At 72.3% G+C, this 18,818-nt stretch carries 13 protein-coding genes and 1 pseudogene; 9 read left to right on the forward strand and 5 right to left on the reverse strand.

All coding sequences use genetic code 11. The annotated features are described in order from the left end of the window. The first annotated feature begins 10 nt into the window (after window positions 1-10). The 7 genes from ABZW11_RS12720 to ABZW11_RS12750 all read left to right on the forward strand — a co-directional run bounded on the left by ABZW11_RS12720 (window position 11) and on the right by ABZW11_RS12750 (window position 13,959). On the forward strand, window positions 11-1,180 hold the full coding sequence (locus tag ABZW11_RS12720; RefSeq protein ID WP_355415693.1) for a kelch repeat-containing protein: 1,170 nt from the start codon (window positions 11-13) through the stop codon (window positions 1,178-1,180). Beyond that, window positions 1,177-4,350, forward strand: a complete 3,174-nt coding sequence (locus ABZW11_RS12725) for a hypothetical protein (protein WP_355415695.1) — start codon at window positions 1,177-1,179, stop codon at window positions 4,348-4,350. The genes ABZW11_RS12720 and ABZW11_RS12725 overlap by 4 nt, the downstream gene beginning before the upstream one ends. After that, entirely contained in the window at window positions 4,347-9,596 is a 5,250-nt protein-coding gene (locus tag ABZW11_RS12730) for a hypothetical protein (RefSeq protein ID WP_355415697.1), read from the forward strand. The genes ABZW11_RS12725 and ABZW11_RS12730 overlap by 4 nt, the downstream gene beginning before the upstream one ends. Then, a complete protein-coding gene (locus ABZW11_RS12735) occupies window positions 9,589-11,388 on the forward strand; it encodes a hypothetical protein (RefSeq protein WP_355415699.1) in 1,800 nt (599 codons plus the stop codon). Before ABZW11_RS12730 ends, ABZW11_RS12735 begins: the two co-directional genes overlap by 8 nt. Before the next feature lie 73 nt (window positions 11,389-11,461). After that, window positions 11,462-12,448 (forward strand): hypothetical protein, encoded by a 987-nt coding sequence (locus ABZW11_RS12740; RefSeq protein ID WP_355415701.1) that lies wholly within the window; start codon window positions 11,462-11,464, stop codon window positions 12,446-12,448. A 124-nt stretch (window positions 12,449-12,572) separates the two neighbouring features. After that, on the forward strand, window positions 12,573-12,884 hold the full coding sequence (locus tag ABZW11_RS12745) for a DUF1876 domain-containing protein (protein WP_355415703.1): 312 nt from the start codon (window positions 12,573-12,575) through the stop codon (window positions 12,882-12,884). A gap of 25 nt (window positions 12,885-12,909) precedes the next feature. Continuing rightward, window positions 12,910-13,959 (forward strand): hypothetical protein, encoded by a 1,050-nt coding sequence (locus tag ABZW11_RS12750; protein WP_355415705.1) that lies wholly within the window; start codon window positions 12,910-12,912, stop codon window positions 13,957-13,959. Here ABZW11_RS12750 and ABZW11_RS12755 read toward each other — a convergent pair. Further along, window positions 13,842-14,453, reverse strand: a complete 612-nt coding sequence (locus tag ABZW11_RS12755; protein ID WP_355415707.1) for a TetR/AcrR family transcriptional regulator — start codon at window positions 14,451-14,453, stop codon at window positions 13,842-13,844. The genes ABZW11_RS12750 and ABZW11_RS12755 overlap by 118 nt on opposite strands. A gap of 22 nt (window positions 14,454-14,475) precedes the next feature. On the opposite strand from ABZW11_RS12755, the gene ABZW11_RS12760 reads away from it, so the two are divergent. Next, window positions 14,476-14,961 (forward strand): SRPBCC family protein, encoded by a 486-nt coding sequence (locus ABZW11_RS12760; protein ID WP_355415709.1) that lies wholly within the window; start codon window positions 14,476-14,478, stop codon window positions 14,959-14,961. Between the two features lie 43 nt (window positions 14,962-15,004). Here the strand turns inward: ABZW11_RS12760 and ABZW11_RS12765 are convergent. After that, window positions 15,005-15,112 (reverse strand): annotated as a pseudogene (locus ABZW11_RS12765) (RidA family protein); the annotation flags it as partial. Window positions 15,113-15,711: 599 nt separating this feature from the next. Between ABZW11_RS12765 and ABZW11_RS12770 the strand changes: the two are divergent. Continuing rightward, complete coding sequence (locus tag ABZW11_RS12770) at window positions 15,712-16,791, forward strand: PP2C family protein-serine/threonine phosphatase (protein WP_355415711.1); 1,080 nt, start codon at window positions 15,712-15,714, stop codon at window positions 16,789-16,791. A gap of 301 nt (window positions 16,792-17,092) precedes the next feature. Here the strand turns inward: ABZW11_RS12770 and ABZW11_RS12775 are convergent, their stop codons facing one another. The 3 genes from ABZW11_RS12775 to ABZW11_RS12785 form a co-directional block, all read right to left on the reverse strand. After that, window positions 17,093-17,641: a phosphate-starvation-inducible PsiE family protein gene (locus ABZW11_RS12775; RefSeq protein ID WP_355415713.1), complete on the reverse strand. Its 549-nt coding sequence runs from the start codon at window positions 17,639-17,641 to the stop codon at window positions 17,093-17,095. A 170-nt stretch (window positions 17,642-17,811) separates the two neighbouring features. Beyond that, window positions 17,812-18,426: a DUF1345 domain-containing protein gene (locus tag ABZW11_RS12780; RefSeq protein ID WP_355415715.1), complete on the reverse strand. Its 615-nt coding sequence runs from the start codon at window positions 18,424-18,426 to the stop codon at window positions 17,812-17,814. A gap of 114 nt (window positions 18,427-18,540) precedes the next feature. Further along, window positions 18,541-18,807, reverse strand: coding sequence for a DUF2267 domain-containing protein (locus ABZW11_RS12785; RefSeq protein WP_355415717.1), 267 nt, complete (start codon window positions 18,805-18,807; stop codon window positions 18,541-18,543). Window positions 18,808-18,818: the final 11 nt, after the last annotated feature.

The following is an 18,818-nucleotide window of genomic DNA, read 5'->3' on the forward strand; positions in this document are numbered from 1 at the left end:
TCTGCCAGCCATGACCAGCACAATCTTGGCGGCCACCGGGAAATGGCGCGACACCGGCGCGCTGCCGGCCGCCGCCGCGTGGTACGGCCGGCACGACGGCGCGATCGTGCTCGGCACCGGCGAGGTCCTCGTCGCGGGCGGCGCGGACGGCTCGTCCGCCGCGCTCGGCCAGGCCGCGCTCTACGACCCCGAGGACGGCACCTGGTCGGCCACCGGTTCGCTGCGCACACCCCGGCGGCTGCACACCACGACCCTGCTGCCCGACGGCAGAGTCCTGGTCGCCGGCGGCATCAGCGGATCGGCGCAGTTCCCCGCACCCGGCCTGGCCGCGGCGGAGATCTACGACCCCGAGTCCGGGGAGTGGACCAGCACGGGAGCCATGAAGGGCGCCCGGTGGGGCCACAGCGCCGTCCTGGTGGACGGCAAGGTCCTGGTCGCCGGGGGCACGACGCTCCGTTCCGGGCAGTCGGTGAAGGCGCTGCGCACGGCCGAGCTGTACGACCCGGACGAGGGAACCTGGACCGAGACCACCGACATGACCGACGCCCGCAGCGGGCACCCCGCGGTGGTCCTCGCCAACGGCCGGGTCCTGGTCGCCGGCGGCACCGTGCCGATCGCCCGCGACGAGGACGCCGCCCTGGCCTACTGCGAGCTCTACAACCCGGACGACGAGACCTGGACGCCGACCGGCGCGCTGCTCGCGCCCCGCGCCTGGCACCAGGCCACGGCGCTGTCCGGAGGCGCGAACGTGCTGGTCACCGGCGGGCGTGCGCCGGGTGGGCCGGGCGACGGCACGTTCGACCCGTTCAGCCGGGCGGGCGCCGAGCTGTACGTCCAGGACACCGGGACGTGGACCGCCGTGCAGGACCTGCCAGGCGGGCGCGCGCTGCACCGCGCGGTCCCGCTCGGCTCGGACAAGGTGCTGGTGGTCGGCGGCGGCGACAACGCCCAGAACGACGTCGGCTTCGCCAGCGCCGCCGTCTACGACGCCGCCACCCGCGGCTGGGCGCCGGCGGGCGGGCTGGCGACGGGCCGATGGGCGTTCGCGGCGGTTCCGCTGTCGGACAAGCTGGTGCTGGTGGCCGGCGGAGTCGTCCGGTCCGGGATCGCGGCCGCGCAGCCCGGCGCGCAGGAGCTGACGGCGAGCGCGGAGATCTTCGACCTCGAAGGCACCCCATGACCGACAACGCCTACACCTTCCTGCCCTGGCTGAGGTCGGGCATCGCCACCAGGATCACCACCGACCCGGCCGGCACGTCCCGCGCCACCATCCCGGTCACCCTGCGGGTGAGCGGCGAGGCGATCGGCTCGGCGGCCCCGATCAGCCGCGACGTGTCGCGGACCGTGCAGATCTACGGCCCCGGGGACGTGGCCGGCGTGGATCCGCGGGCGATCTCCCGTACCGAGCCGCGGCCGTGGATCACCAACGTCGAGCCCAACTACCTCGCGCACGTCGAGTTCTACGACGAGGACTTCCCCTGGCGCTACAGCCCGGCCGCGCCCGACGCCGCCACCAGGCGGCTGCGGCCCTGGCTGGCGCTGATCGTGCTCGCCGGCGGGGAGGACTCGGCGGCGGTGGACGGCGCCGAGTTCAAGGACGGCACCGCCACGGGCCGGCCGCTGCCGTTCATCACGGTCACCGAACCCGCCGCGCTGCCGCCGCCCGCTCAGCTGGGGGCATGGGCGCACGTCCACGTCGACGGCTCGCTCGACACGCCGGTGGCCTCCGACGACATGGCCAGGGTCCTGCCCGCACTGCGGCACATCCTCGGCGTCAACGCCGACCGCGCCTGCTCCCGGCTCATCTGCCCGCGACGCCTCGAACCGAACACCGCCTACCACGCGTTCCTGGTGCCGGCGTTCGAGACGGGACGGCTCGCGGGCCTCGGGCTGGACCCTGCGCGTGCGCCCGGCGCCCTGCACCCGGCGTGGAGCCAGACGTACCCGGGGCAGGAGGCGGCGGGCGACCTGCCGTACTACCACCGGTGGTTCTTCTCCACCGGCAGCGCCGGCGACTTCGAGTACCTCGTCCGGCTGCTCGTGCCGAAGGAGCCGCTGGACGAGAGCGTCGGCCGCCGGGACCTCGACGTGCACCGGCCGCCCGGCGCCGGGCTGCCGGGCATCACCGTGCCGGCGGAGCTGGGCGGAGTGCTGAAGCTGGGCGGCGCCCTGCGGGTGCCCGAGCGGCCGGCGGACATCTGGGACACATGGGACGACCTCCAGGAGCTCGGCTTCACCTATCCGCACCCCTTCCAGCAGGCGCTGGCCGGGCTGATCAACCTCGCCGACGACTACCTGCGGCAGGACCCGGTCTCGGCACACAACGCTCTGCCCACCGAAGCCACCGGGCCCGACCCGGTCATCACGCCACCTTTGTACGGCCGCTGGCACGCGCCGGCTTCCCGGCTGCTCACCGAACGTGACGGCACCCCGATCGCGGACGACCGCAACTGGGTGCACCGGCTCAACCTCGACCCCCGGTTCCGGGTGGCGGCGAACCTGGGCGCGCAGGTCGTCAGGAAACGTCAGGAGGAGTTCATGGCGGCGGCGTGGGCGCAGGTCGGGGACGTCCTGGCGGCCAACGCCAGGATCCGGGCCGCGCAGGTCGCCAGGGAGGTGGGCGAGACGCTGCACGGCAAGCATCTGGTGCCGCCGCCCACCGCTCTGCGCGCGCAGGCGGCGCCGTCCGGCAGGTCGCTCATCCTGACCGCCCCGGCCCACTCCCGGGTGGTCACGCCCGCGACGGCCTCCGGCCTCGCCGCCGCGACCTCCGTCGAGGAGGGTCTCGCCGTCGGGTTCCGGGTGGCGGAGAGCCGGGTCACGTCCGCGCCGGTGTCGGCGCCGATGCGCCGCATCACCCGGCCTGGCTCGCGGCTGATGCGCACCCTGCCGTTCAGCCCGGAGCTGCCGCCGGAGGCGCTCGTGCCGAGGATGGACGAGGACACCGGCGGCGTCACCGCGGCCCCGCCCAAGACGCGGCCCGCCGCCGTCGTCACCCCCGCCCAGCTCGACCTGCACCTTCATCCGCCCGGCCCCGCCGTGGCGGACTCAACCCACCCTGTGGACCGGCTCCCCACGAGCAGCAACTGGGTCCTGACGATGCCCGGCGACTCGTTCGTCCCCTCCCCCGGCGGCCCGGACAGCGCCGAGGCGGTGGAGTTCAAGAAGGCGCTGCGCGAGCTGTACGAGGCGTGGGACGAGGCCGCCCTGGGCGGCAAGGCCGGCGAACGCGTCAAGCTCGACGTCCCCGACGCCACGGACGCGATGCTGACCGGCCTGCGCGCCGACAAGACCGTGCCCCGGCAGCTCCTCAGCTCGGTGCGGCTGCCGGAGCGGCTGGCGCCGTTCGCCGAACGCTTCCTGGAGGCGATGGCCTATCCCGTCTTCGACCTGCCCATGTACCAGGCGCTGGTCGAGCAGTCGGTGGACCTGTTCGTGCCGAACCTGCACAAGGTGCCGCCGAACTCGATCAGCCTGCTGGAGACGAACCAGGAGTTCATCGAGTCGTACATGGTGGGGCTCAACCACGAGATGGCCCGCGAGCTGCTGTGGCGCGAATACCCCACCGACCAGCGCGGCACGCCGTTCCGGCAGTTCTGGGACGTCCGCGCGGTGCGGCCGCTCCAGGGCGAGACGCCCGAGCAGCGCCGCGAGCGGCTGTACGACATCCCGCCGATCGCGAGCTGGACCAGGCAGTCGAAGCTCGGCGACCACGACCACCGGGACAAGGGCGGGGCGGAAGAGGAGCTGGTGCTGGTCATCCGTGGCGAGCTGCTGAAGAAGTACCCGAACGCGGCGATCTACGCCCACCGGGCGCGATGGGAGCCCAGCGACGCCCAGCCCGATCCGGCGAAGGAGCGGGTGCCCGTCGAACCGGTCGACCCGGCGAACCCGTCGCTGGAGGAGATCCGGCTGCCGCTGTACGAGGCCAAGATCGACCCCGACATCTACCTGCTCGGCTTCGACCTCACGGCCAAGGCGGCGAAGGGCGAGCCGGCCCCGGGCCGCGCGGGATGGTTCTTCGTCATCAAGGAGCGTCCCGGGGAGCCCCGGTTCGGCGTGGACGTCGCTCCCGCCGAGCAGCCGTCGCGGGTGGAGGTGTGGAACGACCTGTCGTGGCCCGACCTCGACCCGAACGGGACCGGGTTCATCCAGCTCGACGAGGCCACCGCCCCTGTCGTGCTGCGTGAGTTCGACGACCCGGTGGCGGATGAGGAGAAACGCCTCCAGCACGTCGAGGATCTGTCCCTGCCGCTCTGGCACGGGGCGCTGAGCTCGGCGGATGTCGCGTACATCCTGTTCCAGGCGCCGGTGCTGATGGCCGTACACGCTCAGGAGATGCTGCCGTGACCCTCTCCGACCCGCGCGCGGCGCTGACGCTCAGTGACGACTTCCCGCTCCTTCTCGGGCCGGTCAGGATCGAGACGCGCTTCACCGCCACCGAGCTGCTCATCCGCGTGTTCCCCGACGAGTGGTCGATCGACGCGTTCGAGCCGCGTCCCACGACGGCGGAGGTCGCCGCGGTCGACGCCTATTGGATCGCCGTGTGGCGGGCCGGAGGCGATCCGGCGGCAGAGAGCGCCGCCTGGCATGAGCTGACCGGACGGATTCCGGCGGGCCGCGCCGGCTGGCTGGTGCAGTCGCGCAGGCCGGCCAATCCGGCCGAGCAGCCCGCCGGGGTGCAGCCCGGCACGACCGTGCTCGTCGTCGTGACCCCCGCGCCGGTCGCGGCCGGTGACCGGCAGCCGACGATCACGTACTGGAGCGCGGTCTGGCGGGCGCGCGGCGATCGGGTGCAGCTCCTCGCCGCCGAGACCGCCCTGCTGGCGTCCGTGGGCGCCACGCGCGCCGAGACGATCCGGCGCCGCCGCCCGATCGGCGTCGACGATCCGCCAGGGGACGCCGTCCTGGTCGCCTTCCTCGTGCTGCCCGCCCCTCCACCGGCGGACGTCGCCGCCCGATCGTGGACGCAGGCGGCGAAGGCGCGCCTGCTGCCCGACCGGTTCACCTTCATCGGCCAGGCGGGCGGCGAGACGGTCTTCTCCGAGCTCGGCGGGCCGATCCCCGCCGCGCTGACCGTGAGCCCCGACCCCTCCTCCGCCGACAAACCGAAGATCAACGAGGTGACCGGCCAGCTTCACGTCCCCGCCGACCTGCGCTGGCTGACCGACTTCGACGCCGCGATCGCGGTGGGCATGGGGATCAGGATCCCGCTGCGTGACGACTTCCGCGGCGGGCTCGACCGGCTGATCGTCTTCGGCGTACGGGAGAGCGCCACACCCCAGCAGACCGCCGCCGACCTCGGCGACCTGATCACCCGGCACCTGCGCGGCTCCACCGGGTTCGGCCTGCTGCCCCAGGGCACCCCCACCAACAACAGCGAACAGGCCGACGCCGGTCAGGACGTCACGGAGGAGGCCGACGCCGTGCGGCGCGCGGCCTTCATGGCGACCGCGCAGGCGGCGCCCGCCGGCTGGACGGACAAGACCGACGGCCAGTGGCTGGCCGAACTCCTGGGCATCGACCCGGCCGTGCTCGCGGGAGCGGCCAACGCCGACGGCACCGACCAGCGGGAGGCCCGCGCCGCGAACATCGCCCTGTGGCCCGCGACCTGGGGCTCGTACCTCCGGACCATGCTGCATCCGATCATCCCGCCGCAGGTGGTGAGCGAGACGCGCGCCTTCTTCGTCCGGTACGTCTCCGGGCGCGGCCCGGTGCCCGCGGTGAAGATCGGGCGGCAACCGTACGGCATCCTGCCGACGACCGCGTTCTCCCGGATGGCCTGGCCCGCGACGGCGACGCACCGGCGCGGGCTCAACGCCCTGCTGACCGCCGCGGCGGAGGACTGGCGGTCAGCCGCGCAGGACGTGCCGCACCTCGGCGCGTTCCCCGACCCGCACGGGCCCGTCACCGACCCGCATCAGACGCTGCTGGACATCCTGGCCCTGCACCCGACGTCCGCCGAGTACTTCCAGCGCTACGCCCAGAGCGTCGAGGACGTCTACAACCGGGAGAACTTCAGCGGCAACGGCCCCCAGGTCGTCCCCGCGCTGAGCCAGCTGAACATGCCGCAGCCGATCCGCGACCTGCTGCGCAGACTGGGCCATACGGGCGCGTCGGCACCCGACCCCGACCTGATCAGGCGGCTGTTCGTCGAGGAGCAGTACCCGCTGCTCGGCCCGCTCATCGACGACCGGCCCCTGTCGGAGACCCAGCCGGTGCGCGGCTCCCTCGAGGACGGCCGCAACTACCTGCGGTGGCTGGCCGACCTCGCGGGCACCGACCTGGAGGACATCCGCCTGGAGCAGGGCTTCGCCGACGACCGGCGCCCGGCCGCGCTGCTCTACCTGCTGCTCCGGCACGCCGTCCTGCTCGGCTGGGAGGACGCCGCGCGCGGGCTGGCCGCCGCCGAGGGCGAGACCGTCTCGCCTGCCGATCCGCCGTTCATCCACATCAAGAAGTCCGCCGCGCAGAGCGAGAGCCGCTTCCGCAAGCTGTACGCGCCGGACGCGGACATCACGGGAGATCCCGAGAAGCTGGTCGTCGACTTCGTCCCCGACGCGCTCGCCGCCGCCGACCCGGCGACCAGGGAGCTGGCCGAGCAGGTGGCGGCGCTCGACGTGCTGGCGGACGTGCCCACCGCGCGGCTCGAACGGGTCGTGGCCGAGCATCTCGACTGCGCCACGTACCGGCTGGATGCCTGGCGGCTCGGGCTCGTCAACGAGCGGCTCTTCGAGCTGCGCTACGGCCCCGACGGCGGCTCCCCCGCGCGACGCGGCGTGCATCTGGGCGCGTACGGATGGCTGGAGGACGTCCGGCCGCGCGACCAGGCGCTCACCCCCGTGCAGCTGACCGGCGGCCTCGCCACGCTGTTCCAGCCGCCGGGATCGGCGCCGCTGATGCACGACGCCGCCAACGGCGGTTACATCCATGCCCCGTCGCCCGCCCAGGCCACCACCGCCGCCGTGCTGCGCGCCGGCTACATCGCCAACGGCTCGCCGGAGAACCCGACCTGCTTCGCCGTCAACCTCAGCTCCGATCGCGTCCGCGTGGCGCTCGACCTCCTGGACGGGCTGCGGCAGGGCCAGTCGCTGGGCGCGCTGCTCGGCCGGCGCTTCGAACGCGCCCTGCACGACCGCCACCCCGACGCCGAGCTGGACGTCTTCCTGGAGGCGCTGCGCGGGGAGTTCCCGCTGCGCTCCGGCAAGCTGTCCGACGCGGAACCCGGCACCCCCCTGGAGCTCATCGAGGCCCGCTCGGTCATCGACGGCCTCGCGCTGGTCCAGCGCGCCACCCGTCCGCCTGCCTTCCCCGAGTACCCCTTCGGCGCGAGCGGCCTGCCGGACGCGAGCGAGGCCCAGGCGAAGGCGATGAACGAGGAGGTGCGGCGGCTGCTCGGCATCCACGACGCGCTGGCCGACCTGGCTGTGGCCGAAGCCGCCCACCAGACGCTGGCGGGCAACCCGGAACGGGCGGGCGCGACGCTCGACGCGTACGCCAAGGAGGGGTTCTCGCCCGATCCCGCCGTGGTGCGGACCCCGCGCAGCGGCGTCACGCTGACCCACCGGCTGGGCCTGAAGCTGACCTCAGGGCTCGGACCGGAGCACGGGTCGGGGCTCTTCCGCGGCAACGGCCCGCGTGCCCAGGCCGAGCCGGCGATCAACGCCTGGCTGCCCAAGCTGCTGCCGCCCCAGGGGCAGGTGGCCGCCGTGGTCCGCTGGAAGGACCCCGTCGACCAGCGGCCCCGCAGCCGCACGGTCACCCAGTTCGACCTCGAACTCCAGCCGATCGACCTGCTGTGGGGCGCGAAGCCCAAGGACGACGCGGCGATGACCGACCTGGACGACCGCATCATCGCCGTCGTCGTGGCCAAGGACCAGCCCAGGCCCGACACCGAGCTGACCATCCACCACACCGAGCGGGTGCCCGGCAAGCTGACCTTCTTCGAGATCTCGCCGCTCGTCACCGCGCTGCGCTCGCTGATCACCACCTCACGGCCGCTGCGGCCGACGGACCTGCTGCCCGCCGCGGGCGCGCAGCCCGTCGACCGCTCCATCGACACCGCCGTCGATCTGCCGAGGAACCGGCCCGCCGCCGTGCGCACGTCGCTCGACCGGCTGCGCCAGGACACCGCCGGCTACCTCGCCACCCTGTCCCCCCTGTTCCCGCCCGCGCCCGCCGAGCCGAACCGCACGGCCGTCGTCAACGGCATCGACACCTTCCTGACCGGGTACGCGAACCTGATCTCCACCGCCGGCGGGTTCGGCATGGTCCGCAGCGGCTGGGGCGAGATGACGCTGTGGCGGCGCACGATGTTCCGCCAGGTGCTGGAGGAGGTGGCGGCGACCGCCGTCCGCATGGGCGAGTCCCTCGCCGCGGCCGACGAGCTGATCGCCGCCTACGACCGGCTGCCGTCGTCGGCGACGGCCGACGAGCGGTTCCGCCTCCTGCAGCGCGCCGAATGGCTGCTCACCACCAAACCGGCCACGCCGCGCCCCGCCACGCCCGCCCAGCTGCGCACGATCGTCGGCTCCAGGCGCTCGGCCTTCAACACCCGGCTGACCGCGTTGCGGAACATCGCCAAGACGGCGAGGAAGACGCTCAGCGGCCTGCTCACCGACGTCGCCGCGCTCCTGCCGCTGACCGACTTCGACCGGACCGGCCTCGACCTGACCCCCTTCCACGACCGGGCCGTCGCCTTCGGCGCCGACCTGCTCGCCCGCGCCCAGGCGCTGCACGCCGAGGTCGTCGAGCGGCTCGCGGCCGGCGGCAAGGCCCTGGACGCCTACGACCAGGCGGTGACCGGCCCCGACCGCGTGCTCGCCGTGACCGACGCGCTGCGGGCCATGCTCGGCGACGACGTCCTGGTGGTGCCCGAGTTCACCGCTCCCGCCCAGCTCCACACCGACTGGAAGAAGGCCCGCAACGACAGCGGCAAGCTCCTGAGCCATCTGGTGCAGGACTCCAGGCGGGACGTCCCCGTGGACGACTGGCTGCACGGGATCGCCCGCGTACGGGACAAGCCCCGGCTGTGGGAGCAGGCCGTGATCATCGCCGACGCGTTGCGCGGCCCCGGCGGCCTGCTCGGCGACCTGCTCGGCTGGGACGAACCCGAGCTGGTGCCCATCCAGCTCCCCTATCGCCAGAACGACACCTGGCTCGGCATGACGTTCGCGCCGGGCGCCGCGGTCGACGAGGACCGCCTGCTGTTCACCGCGCACTACGCGCCGGAACCGCTGCTGGGCGGCAACCTGCACAGCGGCCTCCTGCTCGACGAATGGACCGAGGTCATCCCGGCGGACAAGGAGACCACCGCGATCACCCTCCACTACGACAATCCCGGCTCCGAGCCGCCGCAGGCGATGCTGCTCGTCACCCCACCGGCCAGGACGGGCGCCTGGAACGGCGACGACGTGATCGCCGCCATCACGGAGACCCTCGACCTGGCCAGGACGCGCGCCGTGGAACCAGGGCACCTGGACGGCACCGCGTACGCCCACCTGCTCCCCGCGACCGTGCTGTCGGCGACCCGGCAGCCGATCACCATCAGCACCGATCTCGCGATCTCGAACCTGCGAGGAAAGTCCCATGGCTGAGCCGCCGCGCATCGAGGACCTGCGCAAAGCGCTGACCGACCGCGCCTTCCCCACCGTCGGCCTGTGGAACAGGATCGAGGGCAGGCCGCGCACCGCCGCGTTCGACCGCGCCCTGCGCGCCGAGGTCCGCGACCCGCTGTGGCTGCTCACCCGGCAGTGGCAGCTCGGCGAGTTCCGCGGCTCTGACGCGGGTACGGCCGTCACCGCCACCTACTCCGTCGCCACCGCGACCCCCTCCCGCTTCCGGGCCGGGCCGGGCTCGCCCCAGGACTTTCCCGGCGACCGGCCGCTGGAGGCGCTGGCCGAACGGCGTGCCGTGCCGTTCGCGGCCGGAGCCGATCCCGTCTCCTACGACCTGCGCCTGATCATCGGGCGGCGCTGGCTCAAGCTCCTCGGCCGGCACCTGGCTGTGCAGCACCTGCGCGACGACTACGTCAGCAAGTACCGGATCGCCGCGCCCGACCCCGACGCCGACGCCGACACCCCGCGCGCCGCCCACGCGGAGGTCTGGTCGTACCTGCAGGCCGTCGCGGACCGCCGCATGGACGGGTACGCGTTCTACCGGCACCTGAAGAACGGCGGCAACGCCTGGGACGGCATCTCCGGCACGCTCCTGGTGCGCCCGCAGCTGGCCGATCTCGGCGCGTACCTCGTCCGCTGGTTCGACGGGCTCTTCGACCAGCCCGGCGCCGACTCCGCGTGGGACGCCTCCCGGCTCGAACACCGCTTCTCCATCGCCGCCGCATCCACCGGCGGCGAGAAGGTGCTGACGGCGCAGGAGTATCCCGGCGGGCACCTGGACTGGCACGCGTTCTCCGTCGACCCGACCGGCCCCCTCGGCGGGACGGCCCCCGCCCACCAGCCCATCAACCGGACCGTCTTCCCCGCGCCCGTCCGCTACTCCGGCATGCCGCTGCCGCGCTGGTGGGCCGTCGAGGACGGGCGGACCAACTTCGCCGGCGTCCAGCCCGACCGCACGGACCTGGCCCGGCTGATCTTCCTGGAGTTCGCGCTCGTCTACAGCAACGACTGGCTCCAGTTGCCCTGCGACCTGCCGGCCGGCACGCTGGCCGCCATCCGAGGGCTCGCGGTCACCGACGTCTTCGGGCAGCGGCTGTGGATCACGCCCGCCGGCGCCGGGCAGGACGAGGACTGGCAGCGGTGGTCGATGTTCACCCTCGACACGATCGGCACGGAGGACGTCGCGGCCGACACCTCCATGTTCCTGCCGCCGACCGTGCCCAAGGTCGCCGAGGGGCCGGTCCTGGAGGAGGTGTCGCTCATCCGGGACGAGAACGCCAACATGGTCTGGGGCTTGGAGAAGGTCGTCCGGTTGCCTACGGGCGAAGGGCGGCGGGGCAGCGAGGTCGTCGCGGAGATCCTCGCGCACCGGCAGCGGTTCCGTCCTGTCCCTCCTGCGGACCCGGCACGTGCTCCCATCGCCTATCAGGCCATGAGCAGTGTCCCGGAGAACTGGATCCCCTTCATCCCGGTCCACGTCCCTGGCGGCAACCGGGCCGTCCGGCTGCAGCGGGCCGCCATGCCGGACGCCGTGGACGGGCGGCTGGTGCGGCCTCGTACGAGCCTGCTGCGCGAAGGGCTCGACGCCGGACAGCCATACTTCGTGCACGAGGAGGAAGTGACGCCGTCCGGGACCCGCCTGACTCTGGCCTTCAACCGCACCCGCTGGCGGAACGGCCGGGTGTCGGTCTGGCTCAGCGCCCGCCGGGGGCTCGGCCGCGGCGAGGGGTCCAGCGGTCTGTCCTTCGATCGGCTCATCGACACGTCCTAACGTCGTGCTGCCGGTGGGTGCCGTGCGACCTGGGGCAGGGGCCTTGACAAGGTCGCACGTGAAGGAGGGCCCGATGCCCGGCACACCCGACGAAGCGCTGGCCCGGCTCGTCCGCGACGGCGTGCTCTCCGCCGGACAGGCGATGGCCGTGCGCGAGGCGCTCCGGGAGAGCGCGGTGCCGGCGCGGGCGCGGTGGGCGGAGGTGGCCGGGTACGTCGGCGGCGGCCTCGTCCTGGCCGGCGCCCTTTCCCTGGTGGCCACGTCGTGGGCTGACCTGTCGAAGGTCGCGCACGTGGCGATCCTGCTGGCGGCCACGGTCGCGCTGCTGGCCGCCGGAATCATCCTGCTCGGCGTCCAGCCGCGGGAGCGCGCCACCTCGCCGCCGGAGCTCGGCGCCCGGTCGCGGGAGCGGGCCACCTCGCCGCCGGAACTGGGCGCCCGGTCATGGGAGCGCGCCGTGACGGCGCGGAGTCGTACCGGGTCGGTGTCGATGGCGCTGGCGTCGGTCACGGCCGCGCTGGCCGCCGCCGAGCTCGTGGACGTCTCCGCGATCGCGGGCGCCGCGGGCCTGCTGGTGGGCGTGCTGGGGTACGCCTTGGCGCGCACCGCTCCCCTCGCCCTGGCGTGCGCGTTCTTCGCCGCGCTGACCGTGGGGTCGCTCGCCGACGACCTCACCGGGGGTTCTGCTCTGGCGGCCGGCCTGTCGCTGGTCGTCCTGGGGGTGGTGTGGACGGCGCTGGTGCTGGCCGGCGTGATCGGGCAACGGCCGCTCGGGCTGGGGCTCGGCGCGGTGATCGCCCTGGTCGGCGGGCAGCAGGATGCCGGGACGGTGTGGGCGTACACGATGACGGCGGCCGTGGCGGTGGCCTGCCTGCTGCTGTACCGGCGGGAACGGGCCTGGGTGCTGCTCGTGGCCGGCGTCATCGGGTTCACCGTCGCCGTCCCCGAGGCGATCTGGCACTGGACCGGCGGCGCGGTGGGCGGCTCCGTCATCGTGATGATCGCCGGCGCCGTCCTGGTGACCGCCTCCGTGCTCGGCATCCGCTGGCACCGTACGTGACGGAGGAGCATGCGGCTCAGCTGGCAGGAACATCCCAGGCTGCTTCGAATCGAAGGACGTCTCGCCCGCGCGGCAGCGAGATAAGGGCGTTCGCCCCTGCCCTATGGGCAGGTGGAGGAGTGGGATGGGGGTAGACGCACCCATCGCGATGGAGGGGACGACGATGGAAGCCAAGAAGTGGACCGTACAGATTCATCTCACCGAGGAGGGCGACCACACGTACGCCCGAGCGGTGCTGTCCAACCGGGATGGCGAGGACCGCCTGACAGGCGAAGGACACGCCCGGCGGAACCCGACCGACCCGTCGGTGCCGGAGATCGGCGACGAACTGGCGGCCTCGCGCGCGCTGGCCGACCTCGCCGACAAACTCGCCGTCGTCACGCAACGCGACATCAGCGAGCTCGCCGGCTCGCCGGTGCCGGGCCGTTCGTGGTGAGGGCGACGGGCCCAAGCAGTGGACCGTGCAGGTCCTCGTCACCGAAGACGGAGACGACACGTTCGTGCGCGCGGCATCGATCACCGGAGGAGGCGGACGAGTCGAGGGCCTGGGGCGCGCCCGCCGCAACCCGTCCACCCCCGAAACCGGCAACGAGACAGCCATGGCCCGCGCAACTGCCCGCCGCGATCGACGCGACGGCTGCGGCCCTGCCCTTCGCCGACGACACTTCGACGCGGCGATGACCACGTTCAGCGTGCACCAGTGGAGCGATCTCAGGGCCGGGCTGCGCGAGATGCGGCGGGTGGCGCGCGGTCCCGTCATCGTCCTGACCTACGACCCCGACCGGGTCAGGGACTTCCGTCTGTACGCGTACGCCCCGCTCGTCCTCGACACCGAGACCCGCCGGTATCCGCCCATCGCCGACATCGCCGACGCCCTGTGCGGGCACGTCACCGTCGAGGCGGTGCCGAGCCCCATCGACTGCCGCGACGGCTTCGGCGAGGCGTACTATGCCCGGCCGGGACTGCTGCTCGACCCCGGTGCCCGCAGGGCCAACTCGGCCTGGAGCTTCGTCCCCGAGGACGTGGCCGAGCAGTACGTCGATCTCCTCCGCCGTGATCTGCGCTCCGGCGCCTGGGACGAGCGATACGGCGCCCTGCGCGCGCAGCCGTCCTTCGACGGATCTCTCGTCCTCCTCCGGTCGGTCCCAGTACGCGGGACCGCCGGCGCTCCGTTAGGGCCGATCACCACTGGCAGGGCAGGTATTGCCGTCCATGGTGATGAGGGCGCAGTCGCCCGCCGGGTCGGGTGGCTGTCCAGCGTGTCAGGTGTCGAGCAGGCCGGTGTCGCGGGCGCGGGCGGCGGCCTCGGTGCGGGTGGCGACGCCGAGCTTGCCGAGGATCCGTGCCACGTGCGTGGACCCGCCGGCTCACTCGTCCGGCTCACTCGTCCGGCTCACTCGTCCGGCAGGGCGAGCGTGCGGGCCGCGTGGCCGGCCCACGCCGTCAGGAACGTCTCTCGGTCCAGGTCGCCCGGCGTGTGGCCGATGAGAATGCGCAGCAGCGGGAAGTAGGTCAGCGACGAGATGAGCACGGCGGCCGTGGCCTCCGGGTCGGCCGCCTCGGCCACACCCGCCGCCCGCTGGGCCTCGATCCAGACGGTGCACTCGCGGTAGAGGGTGGCCAGCACGCCCTGCCACATCGGCTCGAAGATCTCCGGGAACGCGGTGAACTCGCGCAGCATGATGCGCACCAGGTCCCGGTCGCCGTCGATCACGTTCCACACCGCGTCCGCCATCAGGCGCAGCGCCTGGCGGGGGTCGTCAGGGACGTGCTCCACCACCTGCGCCCTCCGGCGCGCCATGGTGTCCAGGTTGCGCCGCACGGCCGCCTCCAGCAGGGCCTTCTTGGAGGGGAAGTGCTTGTAGAGCGCTCCCGAGCCGCCGGCCAGGCCGCAGGCGCGCTGGATGTCGGTCACCGAGGTCGCGTCGTAGCCGTCCCGCGCGAACAGCCGGATGGCCTCGTCCAGGATGCGTTCCCGGGTCACGCCCGGGGTCGTTCTCGCCATAGTGAGAGAGTACTCTCTTTCTATGGTTCAAGTGATCGTGGAAGAGACCATCCGCTGCACGCCGCAGGAATACCTCGACTTCGTGATGGACGCCGAGCGCTACGCGGAGATCGACGACAAGATCGGCCCGATCGACTGGGTGCGTCGCGTCGGCGACATCGTGGAGTTCAGGTTCCGCCCCCGGCTGCCGGGCATCCCGGGCCCCGCGCCCAAGCTCGTCTCCCAGATGCGCCTGACCCCCGGCCGGCGGGTCGACGTCCGCTACGCGCCCCTGCCCCGCAACCGGCTCAACCACCTGCTGTCCCGCTTCAGCGCCTCCTTCGAGGCGGAGGCCGTCGCGGACGGCGTCTCCCGGGTGCGGCGCACGATCTCCATCGACTTCGCCCCGTTCCTGCGCTGGCTGCTGGAGCCGGCCCTGCGCCGTCGGCTGCCCGCCGACGTCCGCAACGAGGTGCGGGGGTCCAAGCGGCGGCTGGAGAGCGCGGAGACCAAACCGCCGCCGGCCTGAGCCCTCCGGTGGCGGTCCGGCCGGCCGCGTCACGCGACGGCGGCCCCTCCAGCTCGGCCATCAGGTCGGGGATCGCCAGCCGCTTCACCCCGAGCATCGGGGCGGACGGCGCCACCACTGCGGCGCCCAGCCGCGCCGCGCGCAGCGTGTACCGGATCGGCTCCGGCGCGGCCTCGAAGTCCGACGGATACATGCGCATGGCCCGCGCCTTTCTCCACGCCGCGCCGGCCGAGCTGGACGGCAACCTCCTCTACCGCCGCCTGTTGACGCAGCCCGAGGAGATGGAGGCGGTGCGGAGGAAGCTGGACATCGGGCAGGTGACCGCCTCGCCGGTCAATCCGGTCACCGCGCCGACCGCGTACCGGCACGAACACGCCGACGACCTCGTCGCCGACGATCCTGAGGTGATCGTCGGCGTCCTGCAGGCCGTCCTCATGATGCCGCTGCACCGCGACCGGCTGACCGATCCCGACCTGTACCCCGTGATCCTCGATCGGCTCATCGACATCACCGCGACCGGGCTCACCCACCCGGAATGGCAACCCTCTGGTGGGGCCGATCCCTGGCGGGACGCGGTGGACTGGAACTGCAAGGGTAGAAGGAGTGCCAGCAGGCCCCCAAGTCCTGCCATGTGCAGCTCAGTGCCCACTTCGTATCGTGTAAACAGAGGGTGTGGCATATGGGGGACATCCACATGTGCGGGCGCGGCAGGTGATGCGGAATCGTGCGCTGTCCGCCATCCCGCTGGGCATGATCTTGGTGATCATGGCCGCGGACCTGCTGTCCCCGAGCCATTTCCACTTCGGCGCCCTGCTGGTGGCGGCGCCCGCGATCACGGCGTCGTTCGACGGAGCGTGGCTCACCGGCGTGGTAGCGCTGCTCGCGATCGCGGGTGAGACATTGATCGGCTTCCGTAACGGATCGCTGGGGACCGACGGCATGAGGGCGGAGCTGGTCGCCATGGCCGTGGTCTCCGTGTTCGTGGTGCTGTTCTGCCTGGTCAGGGACCGGGAGCGACGGGTCCTGGCGCAGGTGCGCTCGGTGGCGGAAGCCGCGCAGCTGGCCCTGCTGCGGCCACTGCCCGAGGTGCTCGGCCCGCTCCGGATCGCCGGCGTCTATCTGGCCGCCGCGGCCGAGGCCCGCATCGGCGGCGATCTGTACGGCGCCGTGCGCACCGAGCGCGCCACCCGCCTCATCATCGGCGATGCCCGCGGCAAGGGCCTGCCCGCCATCGCCGACGCCGCCGCGCTCGTCGGCGCGTTCCGCGAGGCCGCCCGCCGGGGCCTGCCCCTGGCCGAACTCGTCGCCGATCTGGAGGAAAGCGCCGAGTTCAGCCCGTACCAGTTTCCCGAGGGGAGTCAGGAGGGCGAGGAGAGCTTCGTCACCGCGGTCGCGCTGGACATCGCCGACGACGAGCCCCTGCTCAGCATGGTGAGCTGCGGTCACCCGCCGCCGCTGCTAATCCATGGTGGCCGCGTCTCCCCGCTGACGTCTGATCCTCCCTCCCCTCCCCTCGGCCTCGGACAACTCTCCGATCAGGAGCCCTCCGTCTTCTCGTTCCGGTTCGGCGCGGGTGATCTCCTGCTGCTCTACACCGACGGGGTCAGCGAGGCCCGCGATGCGGCGGGCGTCTTCTATCCGCTGGCCGAGCGGATGGCCTCCTGGACGCAGGAGACGCCGCAAGGGCTGCTGAAGCGGCTCCGCGACGATCTCCGCACGTACACGGGCGGGCATCTCCACGACGACGCCGCGATCATCGCGATCCGCCGCCTGCCCCTCCCGGCCACGGACGAACCGGAACGACACCTGGACAAGGCCGGCCGCCCGTAGGGCCGCGTTCGTCCCGAGGCCGTGCGCAGGGCGAAGCCGCTTTCACATGGCGCGGTGGGAGCCGCTGCGCCCCACAGCAGGTGAACGATAGGACCCAGCGGCTGGACGAAGATGCCCAGCCACCACACTCCCTTGCGACCTCGTACCGTGTTCTCGGGCCTGACCGCCAGATCCATGGACGCCGTCGCCGTCAGCACCACCTCGGCCGTCTGCGGCATCCGAGCTGGCGCGGCCTGCTTCTGGACAAGCGGCCGGACCAGATTCGGAGGGAAGACGGCTGACGGCGAGGATCGGTCAGCCGTCATCCGGAAGCACTGGACCCGGCGGCGGACGGGGTGAGCCGCAGCCGCGACCATCGCGCCAGCGCCAGCGCCGCCACCAGTATGAAGGCGCTTCCCGCATAGATGACAAGCTCCGTGAGCTGCTGGCGGCTCTCTGTCGGGTTCACCGAAACCGTCAGCCGGACGACCACCGACAGAAGGTGCCGGATGATCGCGATGATGCCGACGATGATGAACGGTTCCAGCTGCAGGCGGCCGCCCGCGAGGTGGGTCTGCACCGTCACGAAGATCTCCATGACGATCAGTACGAGGAGTAGCTCTTCCAGGATGACGATGATCTTCTCCGCACCGGATGCCCCTCCTTGGACGATCGTGAGGGTCAGCAGGACGAGAATGCCGACGCCCAAAGCCAGCAGCGCAAGCGATACCAGGTAGAGGATCCCGTGCTCGGCAGAGACCAGGATGGCCAGCAGCCTGCTGTTACCCGGCGTGTGGGCGACCTCGTGTGCCACGGCTTCGGCCGCAGACGGAGGTCCGGGCGCACCTGATCTGTCCGTTGGGTTGTTCATGAGCCATACCTGGGATTGATGCTGTGTGCTGGGACCGTCGTACAGGGTGGCCTCTACCCTCGGTCCGGCACGTGTGAATCTCCCGGTCCTGTGCGGCGCTGTCCATGATCTGCCCAGCTCAGGTCCTGCCCTGGCAGCTGATCGCAGCCCGGCGTCATGGTGACCATGGGTTACTGGCCCAGGTCGGTGACGAGGTTGATGGCCACGGCCAGGATGCCGGTGTTGAAGAAGTAGGACAGCAAAGCGTGCCCGAGGACCACCTTACGAATGTGCGTGCTGACCACGCGATCGTCGGTGAGGCCGAAAGTCACACCGATCGTGAAGGCGAGATAGGCGAAGTCGCTGTACGCCGGCGGATCGTCCTGCGCGAAGTCGATGCCGCCGTCCTCGTCCACGTAGTAGAGCCGGGCGTACTTGAAGGCGAACACCGTGTTCACCAGGCCCCACGACACAACGACCGTCACCACGCTCAGGATGACCAAGACCGTCGCCAGCGGGTTGTGACTGGCAGTGCGGACCAACGCGAGCGCGACCGCCCCCAGGCTGGCCACCGCGCCGATCAGCACGCCGGTGTCGGTGGAGCGTGCGTCGCCCTCCTCCTTGGCCAGCCGTTTGGTCTCCTGGTGATCCTTGGGCCAGCTGATCAGCCACACCCAGACCAGGCCCACCGTCGCGGCCACACCCCAGCCGAGCAGCGGCGACAACTCCGGGGCCCCCAGACGCCAGGCACCAGCCGCGATGACGACCCCGACTCCCAGGGATGCGAGCACGCGGCGCACCGACATGACGCGCCTCCCCGCGCTTCCCCTGGACGCGAACCTCATCACTCCAGCATCCCAACGAGCCCCCGCAGCCGCAGGACCCCGGCCGGTGTGTCGCCGATCGGAGTTCGAGGTGGCTCAGGGCAGGATCGAGGTCAGATCCTTCGGCATGGCGGACTTCACGTCCTCCCACTCGCCATCGCTGATGTGCCTTCTGAGCGCTTGCAGAACCTTCTGGACCAGGTCTTCCTCGCTCTCCTGGAGCTCGAAGGCCAGCTCGCCTGAGACGCGGTCGAGGAACTCCTTTGCGATGGGCCTTGACCGGCACGGTGCTCGGCCGCCAGCCGTACCGCATCCCCCAGCCAGGTAGGTGTCACGCCAGAAACGAAAGATCTCAATGGGCATGGGATTTGCCG

The sequence above is a fragment of the Nonomuraea sp. NPDC004580 genome (assembly GCF_040609855.1).
GTDB classification, from domain to species: Bacteria; Actinomycetota; Actinomycetes; order Streptosporangiales; family Streptosporangiaceae; genus Nonomuraea; species Nonomuraea salmonea.